Source organism: Streptomyces sp. R11 (assembly GCF_041051905.1).
Classification (GTDB): Bacteria; Actinomycetota; Actinomycetes; order Streptomycetales; family Streptomycetaceae; genus Streptomyces.
Genome location: NZ_CP163432.1, coordinates 4490827 through 4507216, shown reverse-complemented (window position 1 = coordinate 4507216; position 16390 = coordinate 4490827). Strand labels below are relative to the sequence as shown.

General features: G+C 70.7%; 15 protein-coding genes. 10 read left to right on the top strand and 5 right to left on the bottom strand.

The features are described from left to right. The first annotated feature begins 2 nt into the window (after nucleotides 1-2). The 4 genes from AB5J55_RS20610 (at nucleotide 3) to AB5J55_RS20595 (ending at nucleotide 2834) form a co-directional block, all read left to right on the top strand. Nucleotides 3-212: an excisionase family DNA-binding protein gene (locus AB5J55_RS20610; protein WP_369276248.1), complete on the top strand. Its 210-nt coding sequence runs from the start codon at nucleotides 3-5 to the stop codon at nucleotides 210-212. Further along, entirely contained in the window at nucleotides 212-1336 is a 1125-nt protein-coding gene (locus AB5J55_RS20605; protein WP_369272090.1) for a tyrosine-type recombinase/integrase, read from the top strand. The genes AB5J55_RS20610 and AB5J55_RS20605 overlap by 1 nt, the downstream gene beginning before the upstream one ends. Nucleotides 1337-1470: 134 nt before the next feature. After that, nucleotides 1471-1860, top strand: a complete 390-nt coding sequence (locus AB5J55_RS20600) for a hypothetical protein (protein WP_369272089.1) — start codon at nucleotides 1471-1473, stop codon at nucleotides 1858-1860. 584 nt (nucleotides 1861-2444) lie between these two features. After that, the gene (locus AB5J55_RS20595) at nucleotides 2445-2834 is read left to right on the top strand and encodes a hypothetical protein (RefSeq protein ID WP_369272088.1); all 390 of its coding nucleotides are present in this window, start codon (nucleotides 2445-2447) and stop codon (nucleotides 2832-2834) included. Between the two features lie 373 nt (nucleotides 2835-3207). On the opposite strand, the gene AB5J55_RS20590 is transcribed toward AB5J55_RS20595, so the two are convergent. The 4 genes from AB5J55_RS20590 to AB5J55_RS20575 form a co-directional block, all read right to left on the bottom strand. Beyond that, on the bottom strand, nucleotides 3208-3564 hold the full coding sequence (locus AB5J55_RS20590; protein ID WP_369272087.1) for an amphi-Trp domain-containing protein: 357 nt from the start codon (nucleotides 3562-3564) through the stop codon (nucleotides 3208-3210). A 103-nt stretch (nucleotides 3565-3667) separates the two neighbouring features. Further along, nucleotides 3668-4198 carry a DinB family protein gene (locus tag AB5J55_RS20585; protein WP_369276247.1) on the bottom strand — a complete coding sequence of 177 codons (531 nt, stop codon included), beginning with the start codon at nucleotides 4196-4198 and terminating at the stop codon, nucleotides 3668-3670. Nucleotides 4199-4336: 138 nt separating this feature from the next. After that, nucleotides 4337-4768, bottom strand: a complete 432-nt coding sequence (locus AB5J55_RS20580) for a hypothetical protein (protein WP_369272086.1) — start codon at nucleotides 4766-4768, stop codon at nucleotides 4337-4339. 73 nt (nucleotides 4769-4841) lie between these two features. Next, nucleotides 4842-5708 (bottom strand): bifunctional DNA primase/polymerase, encoded by an 867-nt coding sequence (locus AB5J55_RS20575; protein ID WP_369272085.1) that lies wholly within the window; start codon nucleotides 5706-5708, stop codon nucleotides 4842-4844. A gap of 378 nt (nucleotides 5709-6086) precedes the next feature. Here AB5J55_RS20575 and AB5J55_RS20570 point away from each other — a divergent pair, with 378 nt between their 5' ends. The 6 genes from AB5J55_RS20570 (at nucleotide 6087) to AB5J55_RS20545 (ending at nucleotide 11929) form a co-directional block, all read left to right on the top strand. Continuing rightward, nucleotides 6087-6413: a hypothetical protein gene (locus tag AB5J55_RS20570; protein WP_369272084.1), complete on the top strand. Its 327-nt coding sequence runs from the start codon at nucleotides 6087-6089 to the stop codon at nucleotides 6411-6413. A 290-nt stretch (nucleotides 6414-6703) separates the two neighbouring features. Continuing rightward, nucleotides 6704-7687, top strand: coding sequence for a bifunctional MaoC family dehydratase N-terminal/OB-fold nucleic acid binding domain-containing protein (locus AB5J55_RS20565; RefSeq protein ID WP_369272083.1), 984 nt, complete (start codon nucleotides 6704-6706; stop codon nucleotides 7685-7687). A gap of 62 nt (nucleotides 7688-7749) precedes the next feature. Continuing rightward, nucleotides 7750-8142, top strand: a complete 393-nt coding sequence (locus AB5J55_RS20560) for a MaoC family dehydratase (RefSeq protein ID WP_369272082.1) — start codon at nucleotides 7750-7752, stop codon at nucleotides 8140-8142. Beyond that, nucleotides 8139-9305: a lipid-transfer protein gene (locus AB5J55_RS20555; protein ID WP_369272081.1), complete on the top strand. Its 1167-nt coding sequence runs from the start codon at nucleotides 8139-8141 to the stop codon at nucleotides 9303-9305. The genes AB5J55_RS20560 and AB5J55_RS20555 overlap by 4 nt, the downstream gene beginning before the upstream one ends. A gap of 169 nt (nucleotides 9306-9474) precedes the next feature. Next, nucleotides 9475-10032, top strand: coding sequence for a SigE family RNA polymerase sigma factor (locus AB5J55_RS20550; RefSeq protein WP_369272080.1), 558 nt, complete (start codon nucleotides 9475-9477; stop codon nucleotides 10030-10032). Nucleotides 10033-10252: 220 nt separating this feature from the next. Next, nucleotides 10253-11929, top strand: a complete 1677-nt coding sequence (locus tag AB5J55_RS20545; protein WP_369272079.1) for a long-chain fatty acid--CoA ligase — start codon at nucleotides 10253-10255, stop codon at nucleotides 11927-11929. Nucleotides 11930-12061: 132 nt separating this feature from the next. Here the strand turns inward: AB5J55_RS20545 and AB5J55_RS20540 are convergent, their stop codons facing one another. Then, nucleotides 12062-16324, bottom strand: a complete 4263-nt coding sequence (locus AB5J55_RS20540) for a PAS domain-containing protein (protein WP_369272078.1) — start codon at nucleotides 16322-16324, stop codon at nucleotides 12062-12064. Nucleotides 16325-16390: the final 66 nt, after the last annotated feature.

The window sequence follows — 16390 nt, the reverse complement described above, 5'->3', positions numbered from 1 at the left end:
CCATGGACCGACTCCTCAACGTGCAGGAAGTCGCCGAACACCTGGGCACGGGCGTGCGGTTCGCGCGTCGCCTCATCGAGGAACGCCGCATCACATTCGTGAAGGTCGGTCGCCACGTCCGCATCCCTGAGAGCGCGGTCGAGGCATACGTGACCGCCAACACGGTGCAGCCGATCGTGCTGCGGCCGACGGGTCTGAGGAGGGCTGCCTGATGCCGGGCAAGCGCAAGTCCCGCCGGAACTTCGGCCGTGTCCGCAAGCTCCCGTCCGGCCGCTTTCAAGCTCGCTACCCGGGGCCTGACGGCGTGCTCCGGCCTGCGGACAGGACGTTCGCCACCTCGACGGACGCTGACCGATGGCTCTCGAAGAAGCGCATCGAGATCGAAGATGGGCGCTGGCTCGACCCTGCTGAGGGACACACGACCGTAGGGGACTGGGCGGCTCGCTGGCTTGCTGCCGTGTCCCCGCAGCTCAAGCACAAGACCCAGGCGTCGTACCGGTCCCTGATCAACTCGCTCATCAATCCGGCGTTGGGGGAGCGCGAGTTGTCGAGCCTCCGGCCGATCACGATCGCTGAGTGGGTCGGCGGCATGAAGACGAAGGGTCTCAGCGCTTCGCGTATCCGTCAGGCGTACCGGGTCCTGTCGCAGATCATGCGGGCGGCAGTCGACAACGACATGATCCCGCAGACGCCGTGCCGGGGTGTGAAGCTGCCGAGGATGCCTCAGACGGAGCCGCACATCCTCACCCCGCTGGAGGCGTCCCGGATCGTTCAGAGTGCCGCCCAGCCGCATGACCTGCTGATCGCGCTTCTCGCCTACGCGGGCCTTCGGGTCGGTGAGGCCTTCGCCCTTCGGCGCGTGGACATCGACGTATCCGGCGGCTTCGTCCTGGTCGACGAGAACCTGGCCGAAGCTAACGGCGCCCTAGTCTTCGACACCCCGAAGTCGCATCAGAAGCGGCTCCTTCGCGTCGGCCCGTCGCTCGCCAAGCGGCTCGGCCGGCACATCGAGAGCCTGCCTGGCGGGGATGACGCGCTCCTGTTCACGACGCCTGGCGGCAAGCCGCTGCGCTACAACCAGTGGCGCAAGGCGTACTTCGACCCCGCTGTGTCGGCGGCCGGGCTGACCGACGTGACTCCGCATGATCTCCGTGCCTCGCACGGGACATGGGTCGCCGACCGGTACGGCGTGATGACCGCCGCTCACCGGCTCGGCCACTCGAACGCGAGCGTCACCACCCGGCACTACGCCCGGCCGGTCGCCGGTCGAGATGACCAGGTGGCGGAAGCGGCCGATGCATGGCTCGGAGGGCAAGAAGGGATCGGCTCTTCCTAAGTCCATAAGCCGCTCTGAGACGCCCCGCACTTGTTACGCCCCTGGCCAGAAGGACGGTCAGGGGCGTTGCGCTGTGCCGCAGTGTCCAATTCACGTCTATGCGCTGTGCATATGCGTCGATACCCTGCGTGTCCATGGGGAAAGTAGTGGGTCTGTACTGGGGATACATGGTGGCTGCTGCCTTGGTCGTTGCCTGGAGCCAGCAATGGGCATTCCCGGTGATCGTGGCTCTGTCGGTCGGAGTCTCGGCCTATGCGGCCTTCCAGGTGCCGGTCTGGTGTGGAGCGGTTAACCGAGACGGGCAGACCTACTGCCGTAACAACGCCTATGGCGTGTTGATGGGGTGCTCGAAGCGTCAGCATAGGTGGCAGAAGATCAAGATGATCGTTCTGCGCAGCAAGGTCGGGAACGTGAGTCGCTCCGTGTTCCCAACGGCCAAAGAGAAGTTCAATGGTGCTCTCGCTGTGGGAGGCCTGCTGTCGGCTGTGGCCGCAGTGATCGTTCCCGCTGTGACTGGTGGTTGAGCGGGCACCATCGTGCGCCTGGGGCACGTAGAGGGCACGACAAGCATGGCTGCGACTGCGGCGGCGCGGTTTCGCTGGCCTGACCTGCGGGGGAGCGGAGATCCCGCCCGGCCGCCGAAAGGTCTTGAAAACCGTCGTGGCAGCGATGTCACCGTGGGTTCAAATCCCACACCCACCGCGCAAGTGAACGGCCCCTGACCAGGCAAGATGGTCGGGGGCCTTTCCGTTGAGCGCTGCCCGTTCGCGGCCGTGGTTCCTCGCGGTTTCCCGCACGTTCGAGCACGCAGGGGGCGCATTCGCCCTTCGCCAAGGCTTGGTGCCGTGAGATCCACCCATATCCAAGGCTTGAAGTACCAGGTACGCACTTCGCCTATGAGGAGGTCTGCGGTCGCCCCCACGAGGGGCAGTTCCTGGGCGAGTCGTCGTACGCCTGGCTCGCTGCCTCGGCGCGTTGCGTCCAGGGAGGCGCCTGCAGGTTCGTATCCGCCTCGGGAACGGCCTCTTGCGGCACCCCGGCGCCGTGTAATGCGCGTGTCCATTTCGCGTCTATGCGTTACGCATATGCGTCGATACTCTGCGTGCCCATGGGGAAAGTAGTGCGTCTGTACTGGGGATACATGGTGGCTGCTGCCTTGGTCGTCGCTTGGAGCCAGCAATGGGCGCTGTCGGTGATCGTGGCTCTGTCAGTCGGCGTCTCGGCCTATGCCGCCTTCCAGGTGCCGGTCTGGTGCGGTGCGGTCAACCGAGACGGGCAGACCTACTGCCGTAACAACGCCTATGGCGTGTTGATGGGCTGTTCGAAGCGTCAGCACAGGTGGCAGAAAATCAAGATGATCGTCCTGCGCAGCAAGGTTGGGAACGTCAGCCGCTCTGTGTTCCCAACGGCCAAGGAGAAGTTCAACGGCGCTCTCGCTGTGGGGGGTCTGCTGTCTGCTGTCGCCGCAGTGATCGTTCCCGCTGTGACTGGTGGTTGAGCGGGCACGATGAACGAGACGGCCCCTGACCAGGCGAAACGGTCAGGGGCCGTTCTGTTGCGTGATGCGTGCACGTCGCAGGGGATGGCTCCGGGGCAGAGTGCCCCGATCTTGACCACGGGTAATCGGAGATTGCTGCCGGCCAAGGAGGTCCGATGCCCACGACCGACTCGATCGCCTACAAGGGGCTCGACTCAATGCCCACTTGGTTTGTCGTTGTTGTCGTGGTGCTGGCTACGGTCGGGATCGTCCTGGCCTATCGGCGGGGGCGATGACGGTCCGAGCGCCCCGCGCCGAAGGCGCGCTGTGAGCGTTGGCCCCTGGTGTGCCGCGCTGCCGGCGTGGCGCGCTGCGAATCGCGGTGCCGACGCGGTCAGGCCTTCTTCGCCGCGGCCCTCTTCGCGGCAGCGGTGGTTCGCTTCGCAGTGGCCCGTTTCGCAGTCGTCCGCTGAGTGGCGGTCCGATCGTCTCCAGCCGCAGGCGATGACGTGGTCCGGTCGGCCGATGTGATCGGCCACTTGAGCTCAATCTCGAGTTCGATCTCCCCATCCTCGACCTCGAACTCGATCTCACTGTGAAGGTCGGCGGGGATCCGCAGACTCAACTTCCAGGGGTCGATTTCGAGTTCGGCGTCCCCGCCCTGCCGCAAGGCGGCCGCGAGCGCCGCGAGCTGATCAGCCGCCTCCAGGCGGGACAGGGAGCGCTTCTGCTCAAACTTGAGGTCCGTCATGGCGTCTCCGATCCGATCCGGCGCACCAAACACCCGGTAATGCCCATTCTGGGGGTGCGGGCCGAGTTGGACATCTCGTGGCGGCGCGCAGTGAAAGTCCAGGTCAGACGCCATCCTGGCTCGTACGCAACAGCCTCAACTGTCCGATCTCCGCGGCGTTCTTCATCAGCTCGGCGTTCACCCAGCCGATCATGTGGGCGACGGTGTACTGCGGGTCGTTCGGCCACGGGAACGGCGCCGTGGCGTCCAGGCCCGTGTCGTCGAGCCCCTCCAGGGCCGCCAGCCAGTCCGTGCGCAGGTCGCGCAGCCAGGCGACGGTTGCCGGGCCGTCGCCGGGCCACGTGACGTCGGTCCGCTCCCGGGGTGCGCGTCCCCCCAGATGGTCCGTGGCCACGCTCCACCACCAGCCGATGTGCCAGCTGACCCAGGCGATCGTCGGCACCGGGACGGGGTCGGGCTCGGTCTCCGCCCAGTCCGGCACCCAGGTGCCGTCAGCGGCCCGGCGCACCGTCCAGCAGTACGGCCCCGGTTCCCACAGGAAGTCCTCGGGCCGCAGCCGGTCGAGGTGGTACTCGAACAACGCCCAGGTCAGATCGAACTGCCGGCGCAGCAGCTCACGTCGGGAAACGCTGATCGGCCGACCTTGGCACAGGAGCTCCCCCGCGGGGCAAGCCGATTTCCCCACCCCTCGGCTACTCCGGGAGCGCTGCAGAGCGCTGCCTTCGGGGCCGTGGGGCAGGAGGGGCCGGAGCACGCGCGGGATCGCCGAGCGCTAGAGCTCGTAGTCCCGCGCCAGCCCCTCCCAGTCCACCTCCCGCAGCGCATCCTCCGCATCGCAGCCGTACGGCACGTGCGTGGTCGGCTGGAACCAGATGATCGTGAGGGCGGAGCGGTGGAGGACCGGGTCGTGGTCGGGGTCGAGGGCCGTGGAGTGGAAGGCGCCGACGCAGGCCACGGGGGGCAGCACCTCGACCGGTCCGAACGCGCCCGCGTACTGGTCGGGATACTCGCGCGGCGGCGGCACGAGGTGGACCGGCACGGAAGGGCCGGCGCGTTCCGCGGCGTGGACGAGGCCCTTGATCTTCATGTCGTTGACCAGCTTGCACGGGTACCCCTCCAGCATTCCGCCGTACGTCGAGGAGAGGCGCAGCTCGGAGAGGTCGAGCGAACGGCCGGACGTGAGGACGACACGGGTCAGCGACATGGTCGGCACTCTAGGGCGGTGGTGCATCGAGCTCCCGTGCATTTTCAAGGCCTCGGTCGGGCGGCTGCGCCCGTCAGGGCCGGTGCCCCGTCATCCGCGCCGCCGACGCGATCGTCGCGCGGGCCTCGCGTTCGGTCAGGCCGGTGTTGAGCGCCGCCTCGACAAGCGGGTCGACGAGGGCGGGGCCGATGCCGTCCTCGTAGGCCCGGCAGGCCGCCCAGAACAGGCGGGTGTTGCGCTGGCCCTCGTGGGCGGCGAGCACGAACTGGACGAGCCCCTGGCCGTGGCCGTCGGCCGACGGGGGCGTGAAGTGGTGCGTACGGGGCGGGGGGAGCAGAAGGCGCAGGAGGGCGCGCGGGCAGGGCGCGGGGGTTATGTGGGAGGTGCCGGGAGCGGTGCTGTAGGTGCCGTGGTCGGTGCGGGAGCCGGGGCCGACGAGGTAGCCGCCGGCGCCCCGGATGTCGATGCCGGGTGCGAGGCGGCCCGCCGAGTTGGGGACGACGACTTCGGCCGGGCCGGTCAGCCAGAGGTGGCGGCCGCCGCTCGGGGTCAGGACGACCACCGTGGGCGGAATGGTGAACAGGTGGCGCAGTGCCAGTTCGCGCAGGGCGGCGGAGGAGTCCGTACCGGATTTGGTGTCGAGGTCGATGCCGATCAGATGGTGCGGGGGCAGGCCGCAGGCGATGCCGTAGCCCGTGGCCCAGGGGGCGGCGGCGAAGAGTTCGCGGATGCGGGCGGGGTCGGTGGAGGCGTCGTAGACCCCGTGACCGAAGCGGCCGCACTCGCCGTGGCAGGGCGCGGGGTCGGGGTCGTCGCGGTGCGGGGAGCGCAGGGCCGGGAGCTTCGTCCGGGACAGGGGGATGACGGCCAGTCCGCGCTCGGCGGCTGACAGGGCGTGTGCGAGGGCCAGCGTCGTGGCCTGCCGGTCGGTGGTGGCCATGCCTCTATGTTCGTACGCATGTTCGAAAAAAGAAAGAGGGGGAGGGTGCGACTCGCCGGGCGACGCGCCGGTCGGCGGGGATTGGCCGGAACTGCGCCGGAACCTTTCCTCTCTTGTGGGGCTTGGGGCGGACGTGACCGTACTGCCCTGTCTTGGGGGTTGGGAGTGGTGAAAGGGGTTTATCGACTTGTCATCACGCTTCAGGGCGAATAGGGGCTTCCGGGGTGGTTCGCCGGGGATTCGGTGGGCAACTCTGATCTCGCGACGTCGTGCAGAACTCCGTGGCGGTCGGCCAACTGCCTTGGGACGAGCAGTACTTCATGCACCACCAATGCGTCCGGCGGGGAGCCTGGACGCACCTGTTCTGGAGGAACAAACATGGCAAGCATCCGTACCGCCCGCGTCATCGCGGCCGTCTCCGCACTGCCGCTGGCCGCCGCCCTCTTCGCCGGCGTCGCGACGGCGGACAACGGCGCCTTCGCGGACGACGGATCCAGCGCGGCTGTCACGAACGCCGCTCAGGGCCTCATCGGCAGTGGGGTCGGCGGCGACAACTACGGCACCTCGTCCACCACCCAGCAGCAGGCGACCGGCTCCGGCGCCTCGAACCAGAGCAACACCGCCCAGGTCAACGGTTCCGCGTTCACCTCCGTCAACCAGGGCAACGACAACACGTCCGTCAACTTCACGCCGCTCTGGTGGTGAGCTGAGGGGGCCGGTGCCCCGTGCTCAGGCACCGGCCTCCTCGGACTGTGTGGGGTGTGCTCTGTGGGTGCAACGCGTCTGCGCGGCGGTACTTCGGTACCGCCGCGCAGGCGTTTTTCCACGGCCTTGACAGTGTGTCGTATCTGACGGACAGTCAGAAACCTTCTGGGGGTGTCCAGGGCGGGCCTCGTGGACGTTCCCGAGAAGTGGTGGGAACCGGATCGGCGGTCGCGGTGTACCAGAAGTGTCAGTGCGATGCGCCGTGGGGCGATGGGGACGAGGGGGCGACGGTGAGCTACGAGCCGGTGGTGAGCCATGACGTGAAAGCGGGCGACGAGTTCGAGACGCGGCTCAAGGCCTACGAGGGGCGGCGCGCCGCCGTGGCCCGTGCGGGCGGGGATCCCGTCAACGCGCCCATGATCCGGCACTGGTGCGAGGCGATGGGTGACACCAACCCGGCGTACTCGGGACCGGACGCCATCGCACCGCCCACCATGCTCCAGGCATGGACCATGAGCGGCCTCGTCGGCCATACGGGACGCACGCACGCGTACGACGACCTGCTCGGCCTGCTCGACGAGGCGGGCTTCACCTCGGTGGTCGCCACGGACTGCGAGCAGGAGTATCTACGGCCACTGCGGCCGGGGGACGAGATCACCTTCGACTCGGTGATCGAGTCGATCTCGGAGCAGAAGACGACGAAGCTCGGCACGGGGTACTTCGTCACCACCCGCATGGACATCCGCGTCGGCCCCGACCTCGCAGGCACCCACCGCTTCCGCATCCTCAAGTACGCGCCCATACGTCGGGCGGGGCGGGAGCAGCCATCACAGCCGGACCGGCGACAAAAGCCCGCACGCCCTCGCCCCGTCGTCAACCGCGACAACGCCGGCTTCTGGGAAGGCGTGGAGCAGCACAGACTGCTCATCCAGCGCTGCACCGGCTGCGGCACCCCGCGCCACCCCTGGCTGCCCGGCTGCAACGCCTGCGGCGGGCTGGACTGGGACACGGTCGAGGCGAGTGGCGAGGGGACCGTCTATTCGTACGTCGTGATGCACCACCCGCCGTTCCCCGCCTTCGACCCTCCGTACGCGGTCGGCCTGATCGAACTGGCCGAGGGAGTGCGAATGATCGGCAACGTGCTGGGGGTGCCGTACGACAAGGTGCGGATCGGGCTGCCGGTGCAGCTGGAATTCCAGGAGTACGAGGAGGAGTTGGTGCTCCCGGTCTGGCGCTCTCGGGAGGCCGAGGAGATGCAGGGGGCGGACACATGACGGGCGGTGAGGGAGTGACGGGGAGACACATGACGTGCGGTGAGGGAGTGAGAGGGAGGCACATGAAGGCCGGTGACGAACTGCCTCCGCTGGAGGTCCCGATCACCCGCACGCTGATCGTCGCCGGCGCCATCGCCTCACGCGACTACCAGGACGTGCACCACGACGCGGAGCTGGCCCGGCAGAAGGGCTCCCCCGACATCTTCATGAACATCCTGACGACGAACGGCCTGGTCGGCCGCTACATCACCGACCACTTCGGACCGACGGCCGTCCTGCGCAAGGTGGCCATCCGGCTCGGGGCGCCCAACTACCCGGGAGACACCATGGTGTTGACGGGAAGGGTCGAGCAAGTCGACGGCGGCACGGCGACGGTGCGGGTGACCGGCGCGAACGGCATCGGCAACCACGTGACCGGGACGGTGACGGTGACCGTGCCGGAGGGCCCGGCATGAGCGTGCGGACGCGGGACGCCCTCGCCGGGCGGGCGGCGATCGTCGGTGTCGGGGCCACCGAGTTCTCCAAGGACTCGGGGCGCAGCGAGCTGCGGTTGGCGGTGGAAGCGGTGCGGGCCGCACTGGACGACGCGGGGCTGACGCCGGGGGACGTGGACGGGATGGTGACGTTCACGATGGACACCAGCCCGGAGATCACCGTCGCCCAGGCGTGCGGGATGGGTGAGCTGTCCTTTTTCTCCCGCATCCACTACGGCGGCGGCGCGGCCTGTGCGACCGTCCAGCAGGCGGCGCTCGCCGTGGCGACGGGGATCGCGGAGGTGGTGGTCTGCTACCGGGCCTTCAACGAGCGGTCGGGGCGACGCTTCGGCTCGGGAGTGCAGCACCGGGAGCCGTCGGCGGAGGGCGTGGCGCTCGGCTGGTCGTTGCCGTTCGGGCTGCTCACCCCCGCCTCCTGGGTGGCGATGGCGGCGCAGCGGTATCTGCACACCTACGGGCTGACGCCGGAGGCGTTCGGACATGTGGCGGTCATGGACCGCAAGTACGCGGCGACCAACCCGGCCGCGTACTTCCACGGCAGACCCATCACCCTCGCCGACCACGCGGCCTCGCGCTGGATCGTCGAGCCGCTGCGGCTGCTGGACTGCTGCCAGGAGACGGACGGCGGTCAGGCGATCGTCGTCACGTCCGTCGACCGTGCCCGTGACCTGCCCCACCCGCCGGCCGTCATAGCCGCCGCTGCCCAGGGCGCCGGCCGCGGGCAGGAGCAGATGACGAGCTTCTACCGGGACGACCTCACCGGCCTGCCGGAGATGGCCGTGGTGGCTCGGCAACTGTGGCGGACGGCGGGGCTGGGGCCGGGGGAGATCGACGTGGGGATTCTGTACGACCACTTCACTCCTTTCGTCCTTATGCAGCTGGAGGAGTTCGGCTTCTGCGGGAAGGGGGAGGCCGCGGACTTCGTAGCCGAGGAGAGGCTGCCGCTCAACACACACGGGGGGCAGCTCGGGGAGGCGTATCTGCACGGGATGAACGGAATCGCGGAGGGAGTGAGGCAGGTGCGGGGGAGGTCGGTGAACCAGATACCCGGGGCGGAGCGGGTGCTGGTGACCGCGGGGACAGGGGTGCCGACATCGGGGCTGGTCCTGGCCGCCGACGGGTGATCCCGGCCTGTGCCGACGGTTGACCCTCAGGGGTAATCCCGCAGTATGCGTCCGTCGCTCGTCCACCTTCAGGAGGTGGAGTCAGCCCCACCCCTACAACCTGAGGCGGACGTTGCTTCGGCACCTGCGGCCGATCCGCTGAAGTAGGGGTCGCTCATAGCGTGGAGCCATGACCACACCCGTCTGCACCAGCGCTTCCGACGCCGCGACGCGGTCCTTTCCGAACGCGACGTATCCCTCCTTCACGTCGTACGTGCGGGCCCGCCAGCCGGTGCTGCTGCGTACCGCCCGGTCGCTGACCGCGAACCCGTGCGACGCGGAGGACCTGCTGCAGACCGCGCTCACCAAGACGTACGTGGCCTGGGAGCGCATCGAGGACCATCGCGCGCTCGACGGCTATGTGCGCAGGGCGCTGCTGAACACGCGGACGTCGCAGTGGCGCAAGCGCAAGGTCGACGAGTTCGCCTGCGACGAGCTGCCCGAGCCGGAGCCCACTCCCGGCGGCGACGACCCGGCGGAGCAGCAGGCGCTGCACGACGCCATGTGGCGCGCGATCATGCGGCTCCCGGCGCGGCAGCGGGCGATGGTCGTCCTGCGGTATTACGAGGACCTCAGCGAGGTCCAGACGGCCGAGGTGCTCGGCGTCTCCGTGGGCACGGTCAAGTCGGCGGTGTCGAGAGCCCTCGGGAAGCTGCGCGAGGACCCCGAGCTGGTGCTGGTCCGGTAGGACCGACGCCGAATCGCGGCCGACACCGGCGCCGACGCACGGCCACCGCCGCGCGCCGCGCCTCGCCTGCTCCACCCCACCTCACAGCCACCCCGCCGCCCCGTCCCGCCTACCGTCACAGCCCCGTGAACGCAACGTGACGTGATCGATCAGCCGGTACTAGTGACATACCGCGCGGTATGCGCGCAGAATCTCCGCAACCCTTACTACCGCGTAGGCAATGTCGCCCCGGGAGGACGCCGTGCTGAGCACCATGCAGGACGTACCGCTGCTGATCTCGAGGATCCTGACCCACGGGTCGACGATCCACGGAACATCACAGGTCACCACCTGGACCGGTGAGGCCGAGCCGCACCGCCGTTCCTTCGCCGAGATCGGTGGCCGCACGGCCCAGCTTGCGCACGCCCTGCGCGAGGACCTGGGCGTGGTCGGCGACGAACGCGTCGCGACGCTGATGTGGAACAACGCCGAGCACGTCGAGGCCTACTTCGCGATCCCCTCCATGGGCGCGATCCTGCACACCCTCAACCTGCGCCTCCCGGCCGAGCAGCTGGCCTGGATCGTCAACCACGCGGCCGACCGGGTCGTCATCGCCAATGGTTCGCTCCTCCCCCTGCTGGTGCCGCTGCTGCCGCACCTCAAGACGGTGGAGCACGTGGTGGTGTCGGGGCCGGGTGACCGTTCGGGCCTCGCGGCCGCCGACGTGCAGGTGCACGAGTACGAGGAACTGATCGCCGGCAAGCCGACGACGTACGACTGGCCGGAGCTGGACGAGCGGCAGGCCGCCGCCATGTGCTACACCTCCGGCACCACGGGCGACCCGAAGGGCGTCGTCTACTCGCACCGTTCGATCTACCTGCACTCCATGCAGGTCAACATGACCCAGTCGATGGGCCTGACGGACCAGGACACCTCGCTCGTGGTGGTGCCCCAGTTCCACGTCAACGCCTGGGGACTGCCGCACGCCACCTTCATGACCGGCGTCAACATGCTGATGCCGGACCGCTTCCTCCAGCCCGCGCCCCTCGCCGAGATGATCGAGCGCGAGAAGCCGACCCATGCGGCCGCCGTACCCACCATCTGGCAGGGCCTGCTCGCCGAGCTCACCGCGAACCCCCGGGACGTCTCCACCCTCGGCCAGGTCACCATCGGCGGCTCGGCCTGTCCGCCCTCGCTCATGGAGGCGTTCGACAACCTGGGCATGCGGGTCTGCCACGCCTGGGGCATGACGGAGACCTCCCCGCTCGGCACGGTCGCCCGGCCGCCGGCGCACGCGGTGGGGACGGCGGAGGAGTTCGCGTACCGGCTGACGCAGGGCCGTTTCCCGACGAGCGTGGAGGCCCGGCTCACCGGCCCCGGCGGCGAGCGCATCCCGTGGGACGGCGAGTCGGCGGGCGAGCTGGAGGTACGCGGCCCCTGGATCGCGGGCGCCTACTACAACGGCCCCGACGCCGAACCGCTGCGCCCCGCCGACAAGTTCAGCGAGGACGGCTGGCTGAAGACCGGCGACGTCGGCACCATCTCCGCCGACGGATTCCTCACCCTCACCGACCGCGCCAAGGACGTCATCAAGTCCGGCGGCGAGTGGATCTCCTCGGTCGACCTGGAGAACGCGCTGATGTCCCACCCGGACGTCGCCGAGGCGGCCGTGGTCGCCGTTCCCGACGAGAAGTGGGGCGAGCGTCCGCTGGCCACGGTGGTCCTCAAGGACGGCGCCTGCGCCGACTTCGAGACCCTGCGCGCCTTCCTCGCCGAAGAGGGCAAGATCGCGAAGTGGCAGCTGCCGGAGCGGTGGACGGTCATCGAGGCGGTGCCGAAGACGAGCGTCGGCAAGTTCGACAAGAAGGTGCTGCGCAGGCAGTACGCCGAGGGTGGTCTGGACGTCACCCAGCTCTGACGGGGCGTCGTTGCGGGGAACCGTCGTGGGGCGGGCAGCTGCGGGTGATCCGTGGTTGCTCGCCCCCACGCGGTGGTGGCCGCACATCCACACAGTCCCGCGCCCCTTTTCGGGGCGCTTCAGCAACGTTCCTCAGTTGGTGCCGATCCGTGCCAGCAGATCCACGATCCGGCTCTGCACCTCACCGCTCGTGGACCGTTCGGCGAGGAACAGCACCGTCTCGCCCGAGGCCAGTCGTGGCAGGTCGGCCTGGTCGACGGCGGCGGTGTAGACGACGAGCGGAGTGCGGTTGAGCTGCCCGTTCGCGCGCAGCCAGTCCACGATCCCGGCCCGGCGCCGATGCACCTGCAACAGATCCATCACGACCAGGTTCGGCCGGAAATCACCAGCCAGCGCCACCGCGTCGGCATCACTCGCGGCCCGCGCCACCTGCATCCCGCGCCGCTCCAACGTCGCGGTCAGCGCCAGCGCGATCTCCGCGTGCTCCTCGATCAGCAGCACTCGCGGCGGGTGCTGCTCACTGTCCCGCGGCGCCAGCGCCTTGAGCAGTACGGCGGGGTCGGCGCCGTACGCGGCCTCGCGCGAGGCCTGTCCGAGCCCCGCGGTCACCATCACCGGCACCGACGCGGCGACCGCGGCCTGCCGCAGCGACTGCAGCGCGGTCCGCGTGATCGGCCCGGTCAGCGGGTCGACGAACAGCGCGGCGGGGAACGCCGCGATCTGCGCGTCGACCTCCTCGCGCGAGTGCACGATGACCGGCCGGTAGCCGCGGTCGCTCAGCGCCTGCTGGGTCGTCACATCCGGCGCGGGCCACACCAGCAACCGCCGCGGGTTGTCGAGCGGCTCCGGCGGAAGTTCGTCGTCCATCGGCTGCGGCCGCGGAGTGTCGGCGACCTCGACGGCCCCGCCCGGGCCGTCCAGCGGCTCGGGCCCCTCGGCGGCGTTCTCGTCCGGCGCGCCTATGGCGTACGACCGTCCGGCCGCCTCGGCCGTCGGCGCCAGCCGCTGCGGCTGGGACTGGGGTTGCCCGCCGAGCGACTGCTGCGGCTGTGCGGGCACCGGCTGCTCGGTCGGCGGATGCGGCCGCGCCGCCTGCTCCGGCGAGGCGCCGGGCCGCGCGGCGGGGTCGGGCGGCGTACCCAGCTTGCGGCGCCGTCCGCCGTTGGTCTGATGCGGGGGAGGCGTGGCCGTTGCCGGCGCGGGCGGCGCCGGCTGCTGCACCTGCGCAGCCTGCCGTGTGAACGGCACGCCCTGCCCCAAGGTCCGCACACTGATCGCCCGGCCCTGCGTCGAGTTCGGGTCGACAAGGGCGGCCGGGGCACCCGGAGCGGCGGCTTCGGCGGGCAGCGGCTGGGCCGCCCGCTCCGGCTGACCGGCCACAGCCGCGTCTTCCGGAGGCAGCGGGGTGCCCGTTGCCGGGGTGCCCGGCGCGGGCTGGGGCCGCCCGGCCTGGGGGCCGTTCGGCGTCGGCGGTACGGGGGCGCCGGGCGCGGCCTGCGGGGGTACGGGCGGGCCGGCAGCGACGTTCGCCGGTACGGCCGTCCCGGCGTCCGGGGTGTCATCGGCGGCGGGCCACGGCTGCGGGGCCGGGGTGCCTTGAGCCGGGGTGCCCTGCTCGGGGGCTGCCTGACCGGGGGCCGCCTCGGCGGGGAGGGGCAGGCTCGGGGCAGCGGGGTTCGGCGCGGTGGCCTGGGCGGGCTGGTCCGCAACCGGCTGGCCCACCGCCCGTCGGCGACGCCCGGTCGGCGCGCTGGTCGGATGCGGCTGCGGCGGGGTGTGGTCCGAGGCCTGATCGTGCGGCACGGCATCGTGCCGGCCCTCGTCGACGAGAACGTCCCCAGGAGCGCCCTGCCCGGCAGCCGGCATCTGCGTGGGCGCCGGTACCTGCCCCGGAACCTGAGCCTGCGCCTGCACGGGAGCCGGGGCCGGAGCCCCAGGCGCAACCGGCGCCCCCGCCGCACCCGGCGCCCCCGCCGCACCCGGCGTCACAGCCGCAGCCGGAGAGGGAGCCACAGCCGGCTCACCGCCGCCCTGCCCCTCCCCCCTGCCGGCAGCAGTCCGGTCCGCGGCGGCGGGCGGCAGCGCGAACACCGGACGGGGTCCAGCCTCCTGCGCCTGCGCGGCACCCCGCTCGGCGGCCGTGGCCAGGGCACGTCGACGTCGTCCGGACGGCTGAGAAGTATCGCCCGAGCCGGCCGTACCGGACCCGGAAGCCGAAGCGGAGGCACCGGCCGCAGGCAGGGCGGGCGGCAGAGCGTGCTGCTCACCGCCGCCCCGCCGGGCGCGTCGTCCGCCGGGCGCGGGCACCCCCTGCGGAGGCACGGTCCCGCCCAGGCCGTTCCCGGTGGCCGCGGCCCCGGCCGCATGCTCGGCGGCCGTCACGACGGCCCCCTCGGAGACGCCGTCCCCGCCGTCCTCGGCAGGCCGTCCGCGCCGCCGACCGGTACCGCCGGAGGCCTCGCCGCCGACGTCCGCCGCACCCTGGGTCAGCTCCGGAGCGGCAGCTGCCGCACGCCTGCGCCGCCGCCCGGTGGGCGCAGAGCCCTCCGCGTCGGCGGAATCGGCGTCGGCCCCGGGCGTGTCGCTCTCCAGGAAGGCGTCCACGGAGGACCGCCGGGCCCGCCGCCGCCCGCCACCGCCACCCTGTTCGGCACCGGCAGCCGCAGCCGCGCCCTCGGTCCCGTCGGCGGCCTCAGGCGCGACGCCGTCCACGGGGGCGGCCGCAACGGCTCCCGCCCCACCCCCGATGGGCACTTCGAGGACGTACGCACTGCCGCTCATCCCCGGCACCTCGTGCGTCTGCAGCACCCCGCCATGGGCCCGCACGATCCCGCGCACGATCGGCTCGTGCACCGGGTCTCCCCCGGCATACGGCCCGCGCACCTCGATCCGTACGACCTCACCGCGCTGTGCCGCGGCGACGACGACGGTGTTGTCCATGTAACCGCCCGCAGACACGGGCGAGTTGCCGGTCGCGTCGACCCCCGCGACATCGGCGACGAGATGCGCGAGCGCGGTGGCGAGGCGCTGCGGGTCGACCTCGGCCTCGATGGGCGGCGCGTGCACGGCGAACTGCACCCGCCCCGGCCCGATGAGCTCCACGGCGCCGTCGACACCCGCGGCGACGACGGCGTCGAGCATCACCTTCGTACGGGAGACCTGGTCGGTCCCCGAGTCGAGCTGCTGGTAGCCGAGGACGTTGTCGATGAGCGTCGTGATCCGGGAGTAGCCGGCCGACAGGTGATGGAGCACCTGGTTGGCCTCGGGCCACAGCTGCCCGGCGTCGTCGGCGGCGAGCGCGGCCAGTTCACGGCGGAGTTCGTCGAGGGGGCCCCTGAGCGAGCCCGCGAGCAGCGTCAGCAACTGCTCGTGCCGCGCCGCCAGCGCCTCGTACCGGTCCTTCTCCCGCTCCCCGAGCGCGGCATACCGCTCCTCGCCCGCGGCGAGCTCCTCGGCGTGCAGCTCCCGGAGCTCCTCGATCTCGCTCACATGCTTCTGCCGCAGGGCGGTCAGCTCGGAGGCGTGCTCCTCGGCGAGCCGCTCCAGCTCCTCGGCATGCCGCTCCTCGGCGGTGGTCTTCTCCTCGGCGAGGGCGTCGTAGGGGCGACGGTCGGTGAAGGTCATCACGGCACCGACGAGCTGGTCGCCGTCGCGCACGGGCGCGGTCGTCAGGTCGACGGACACCTCGTCCCCGCCCTTGGACCACAGCACCTGCCCACGCACCCGGTGCTTGCGGCCCGAGCGCAGGGTGTCGGCGAGCGCGGACTCCTCGTACGGGAAGGGCGACCCGTCGGCACGGGAGTGCAGGACGAGCGTGTGCAGCTCGCGTCCACCGAGGTCGCTGGCCCGGTAACCCAGTATCTGAGCGGCGGCCGGGTTGACGAGAACGATCCGTCCGTCGGTGTCGGTGCCCACGACGCCTTCCGAGGCGGCCCGCAGGATCATCTCGGTCTGCCGCTGCGAACGTGCCAGTTCGGCCTCGGTGTCGACGGTGCCGGTCAGATCGCGTACGACGAGCATGAGCAGCTCGTCACCGCCGTAGCCGTATCCGTCGTAGGCCTGTTGCCCGTTCTCGAGATTCGCGGACGTGACCTCGACCGGGAACTCGCTGCCGTCGGTCCGCCGGGCCATCATCCGGGTCGGCTTGGTCCGGCCCTGCGGGTCCATGTGGTCGGGCCGCCGCATGGACCCCGGGATCAGCTTGGAGTCGAACTGCGGCAGCAGATCGAGCAGCCCTCGCCCCACCAGAGCCGTCCCCGGCGCCTCGAAGGCCTCCAAGGCGATGGTGTTGGCGTTGACGACGGTCCCATTGGCGTTGACCAGCACCAACGCATCGGGAAGCGCGTCGAGTATGGCTGCGAGGCGAGCAGCGCCTCGGGATGGCCTGCTGCTCACGAGACGCTTCCTCCCTGTTACCGCACCTTGCCGACCGCTCGGGCCATCTTGCCAACCGGCCCGCGA

Bases quoted from the DNA above. Each gene is read 5' to 3' on its own strand.
- AB5J55_RS20610 (WP_369276248.1), top strand. From the start codon at position 3: ATGGACCGACTCCTCAACGTGCAGGAAGTCGCCGAACACCTGGGCACG.
- AB5J55_RS20605 (WP_369272090.1), top strand. From the start codon at position 212: ATGCCGGGCAAGCGCAAGTCCCGCCGGAACTTCGGCCGTGTCCGCAAG.
- AB5J55_RS20600 (WP_369272089.1), top strand. From the start codon at position 1,471: ATGGGGAAAGTAGTGGGTCTGTACTGGGGATACATGGTGGCTGCTGCC.
- AB5J55_RS20595 (WP_369272088.1), top strand. From the start codon at position 2,445: ATGGGGAAAGTAGTGCGTCTGTACTGGGGATACATGGTGGCTGCTGCC.
- AB5J55_RS20590 (WP_369272087.1), bottom strand. From the start codon at position 3,564: ATGACGGACCTCAAGTTTGAGCAGAAGCGCTCCCTGTCCCGCCTGGAG.
- AB5J55_RS20580 (WP_369272086.1), bottom strand. From the start codon at position 4,768: ATGTCGCTGACCCGTGTCGTCCTCACGTCCGGCCGTTCGCTCGACCTC.
- AB5J55_RS20575 (WP_369272085.1), bottom strand. From the start codon at position 5,708: ATGGCCACCACCGACCGGCAGGCCACGACGCTGGCCCTCGCACACGCC.
- AB5J55_RS20570 (WP_369272084.1), top strand. From the start codon at position 6,087: ATGGCAAGCATCCGTACCGCCCGCGTCATCGCGGCCGTCTCCGCACTG.
- AB5J55_RS20560 (WP_369272082.1), top strand. From the start codon at position 7,750: ATGAAGGCCGGTGACGAACTGCCTCCGCTGGAGGTCCCGATCACCCGC.
- AB5J55_RS20555 (WP_369272081.1), top strand. From the start codon at position 8,139: ATGAGCGTGCGGACGCGGGACGCCCTCGCCGGGCGGGCGGCGATCGTC.
- AB5J55_RS20550 (WP_369272080.1), top strand. From the start codon at position 9,475: ATGACCACACCCGTCTGCACCAGCGCTTCCGACGCCGCGACGCGGTCC.
- AB5J55_RS20545 (WP_369272079.1), top strand. From the start codon at position 10,253: ATGTCGCCCCGGGAGGACGCCGTGCTGAGCACCATGCAGGACGTACCG.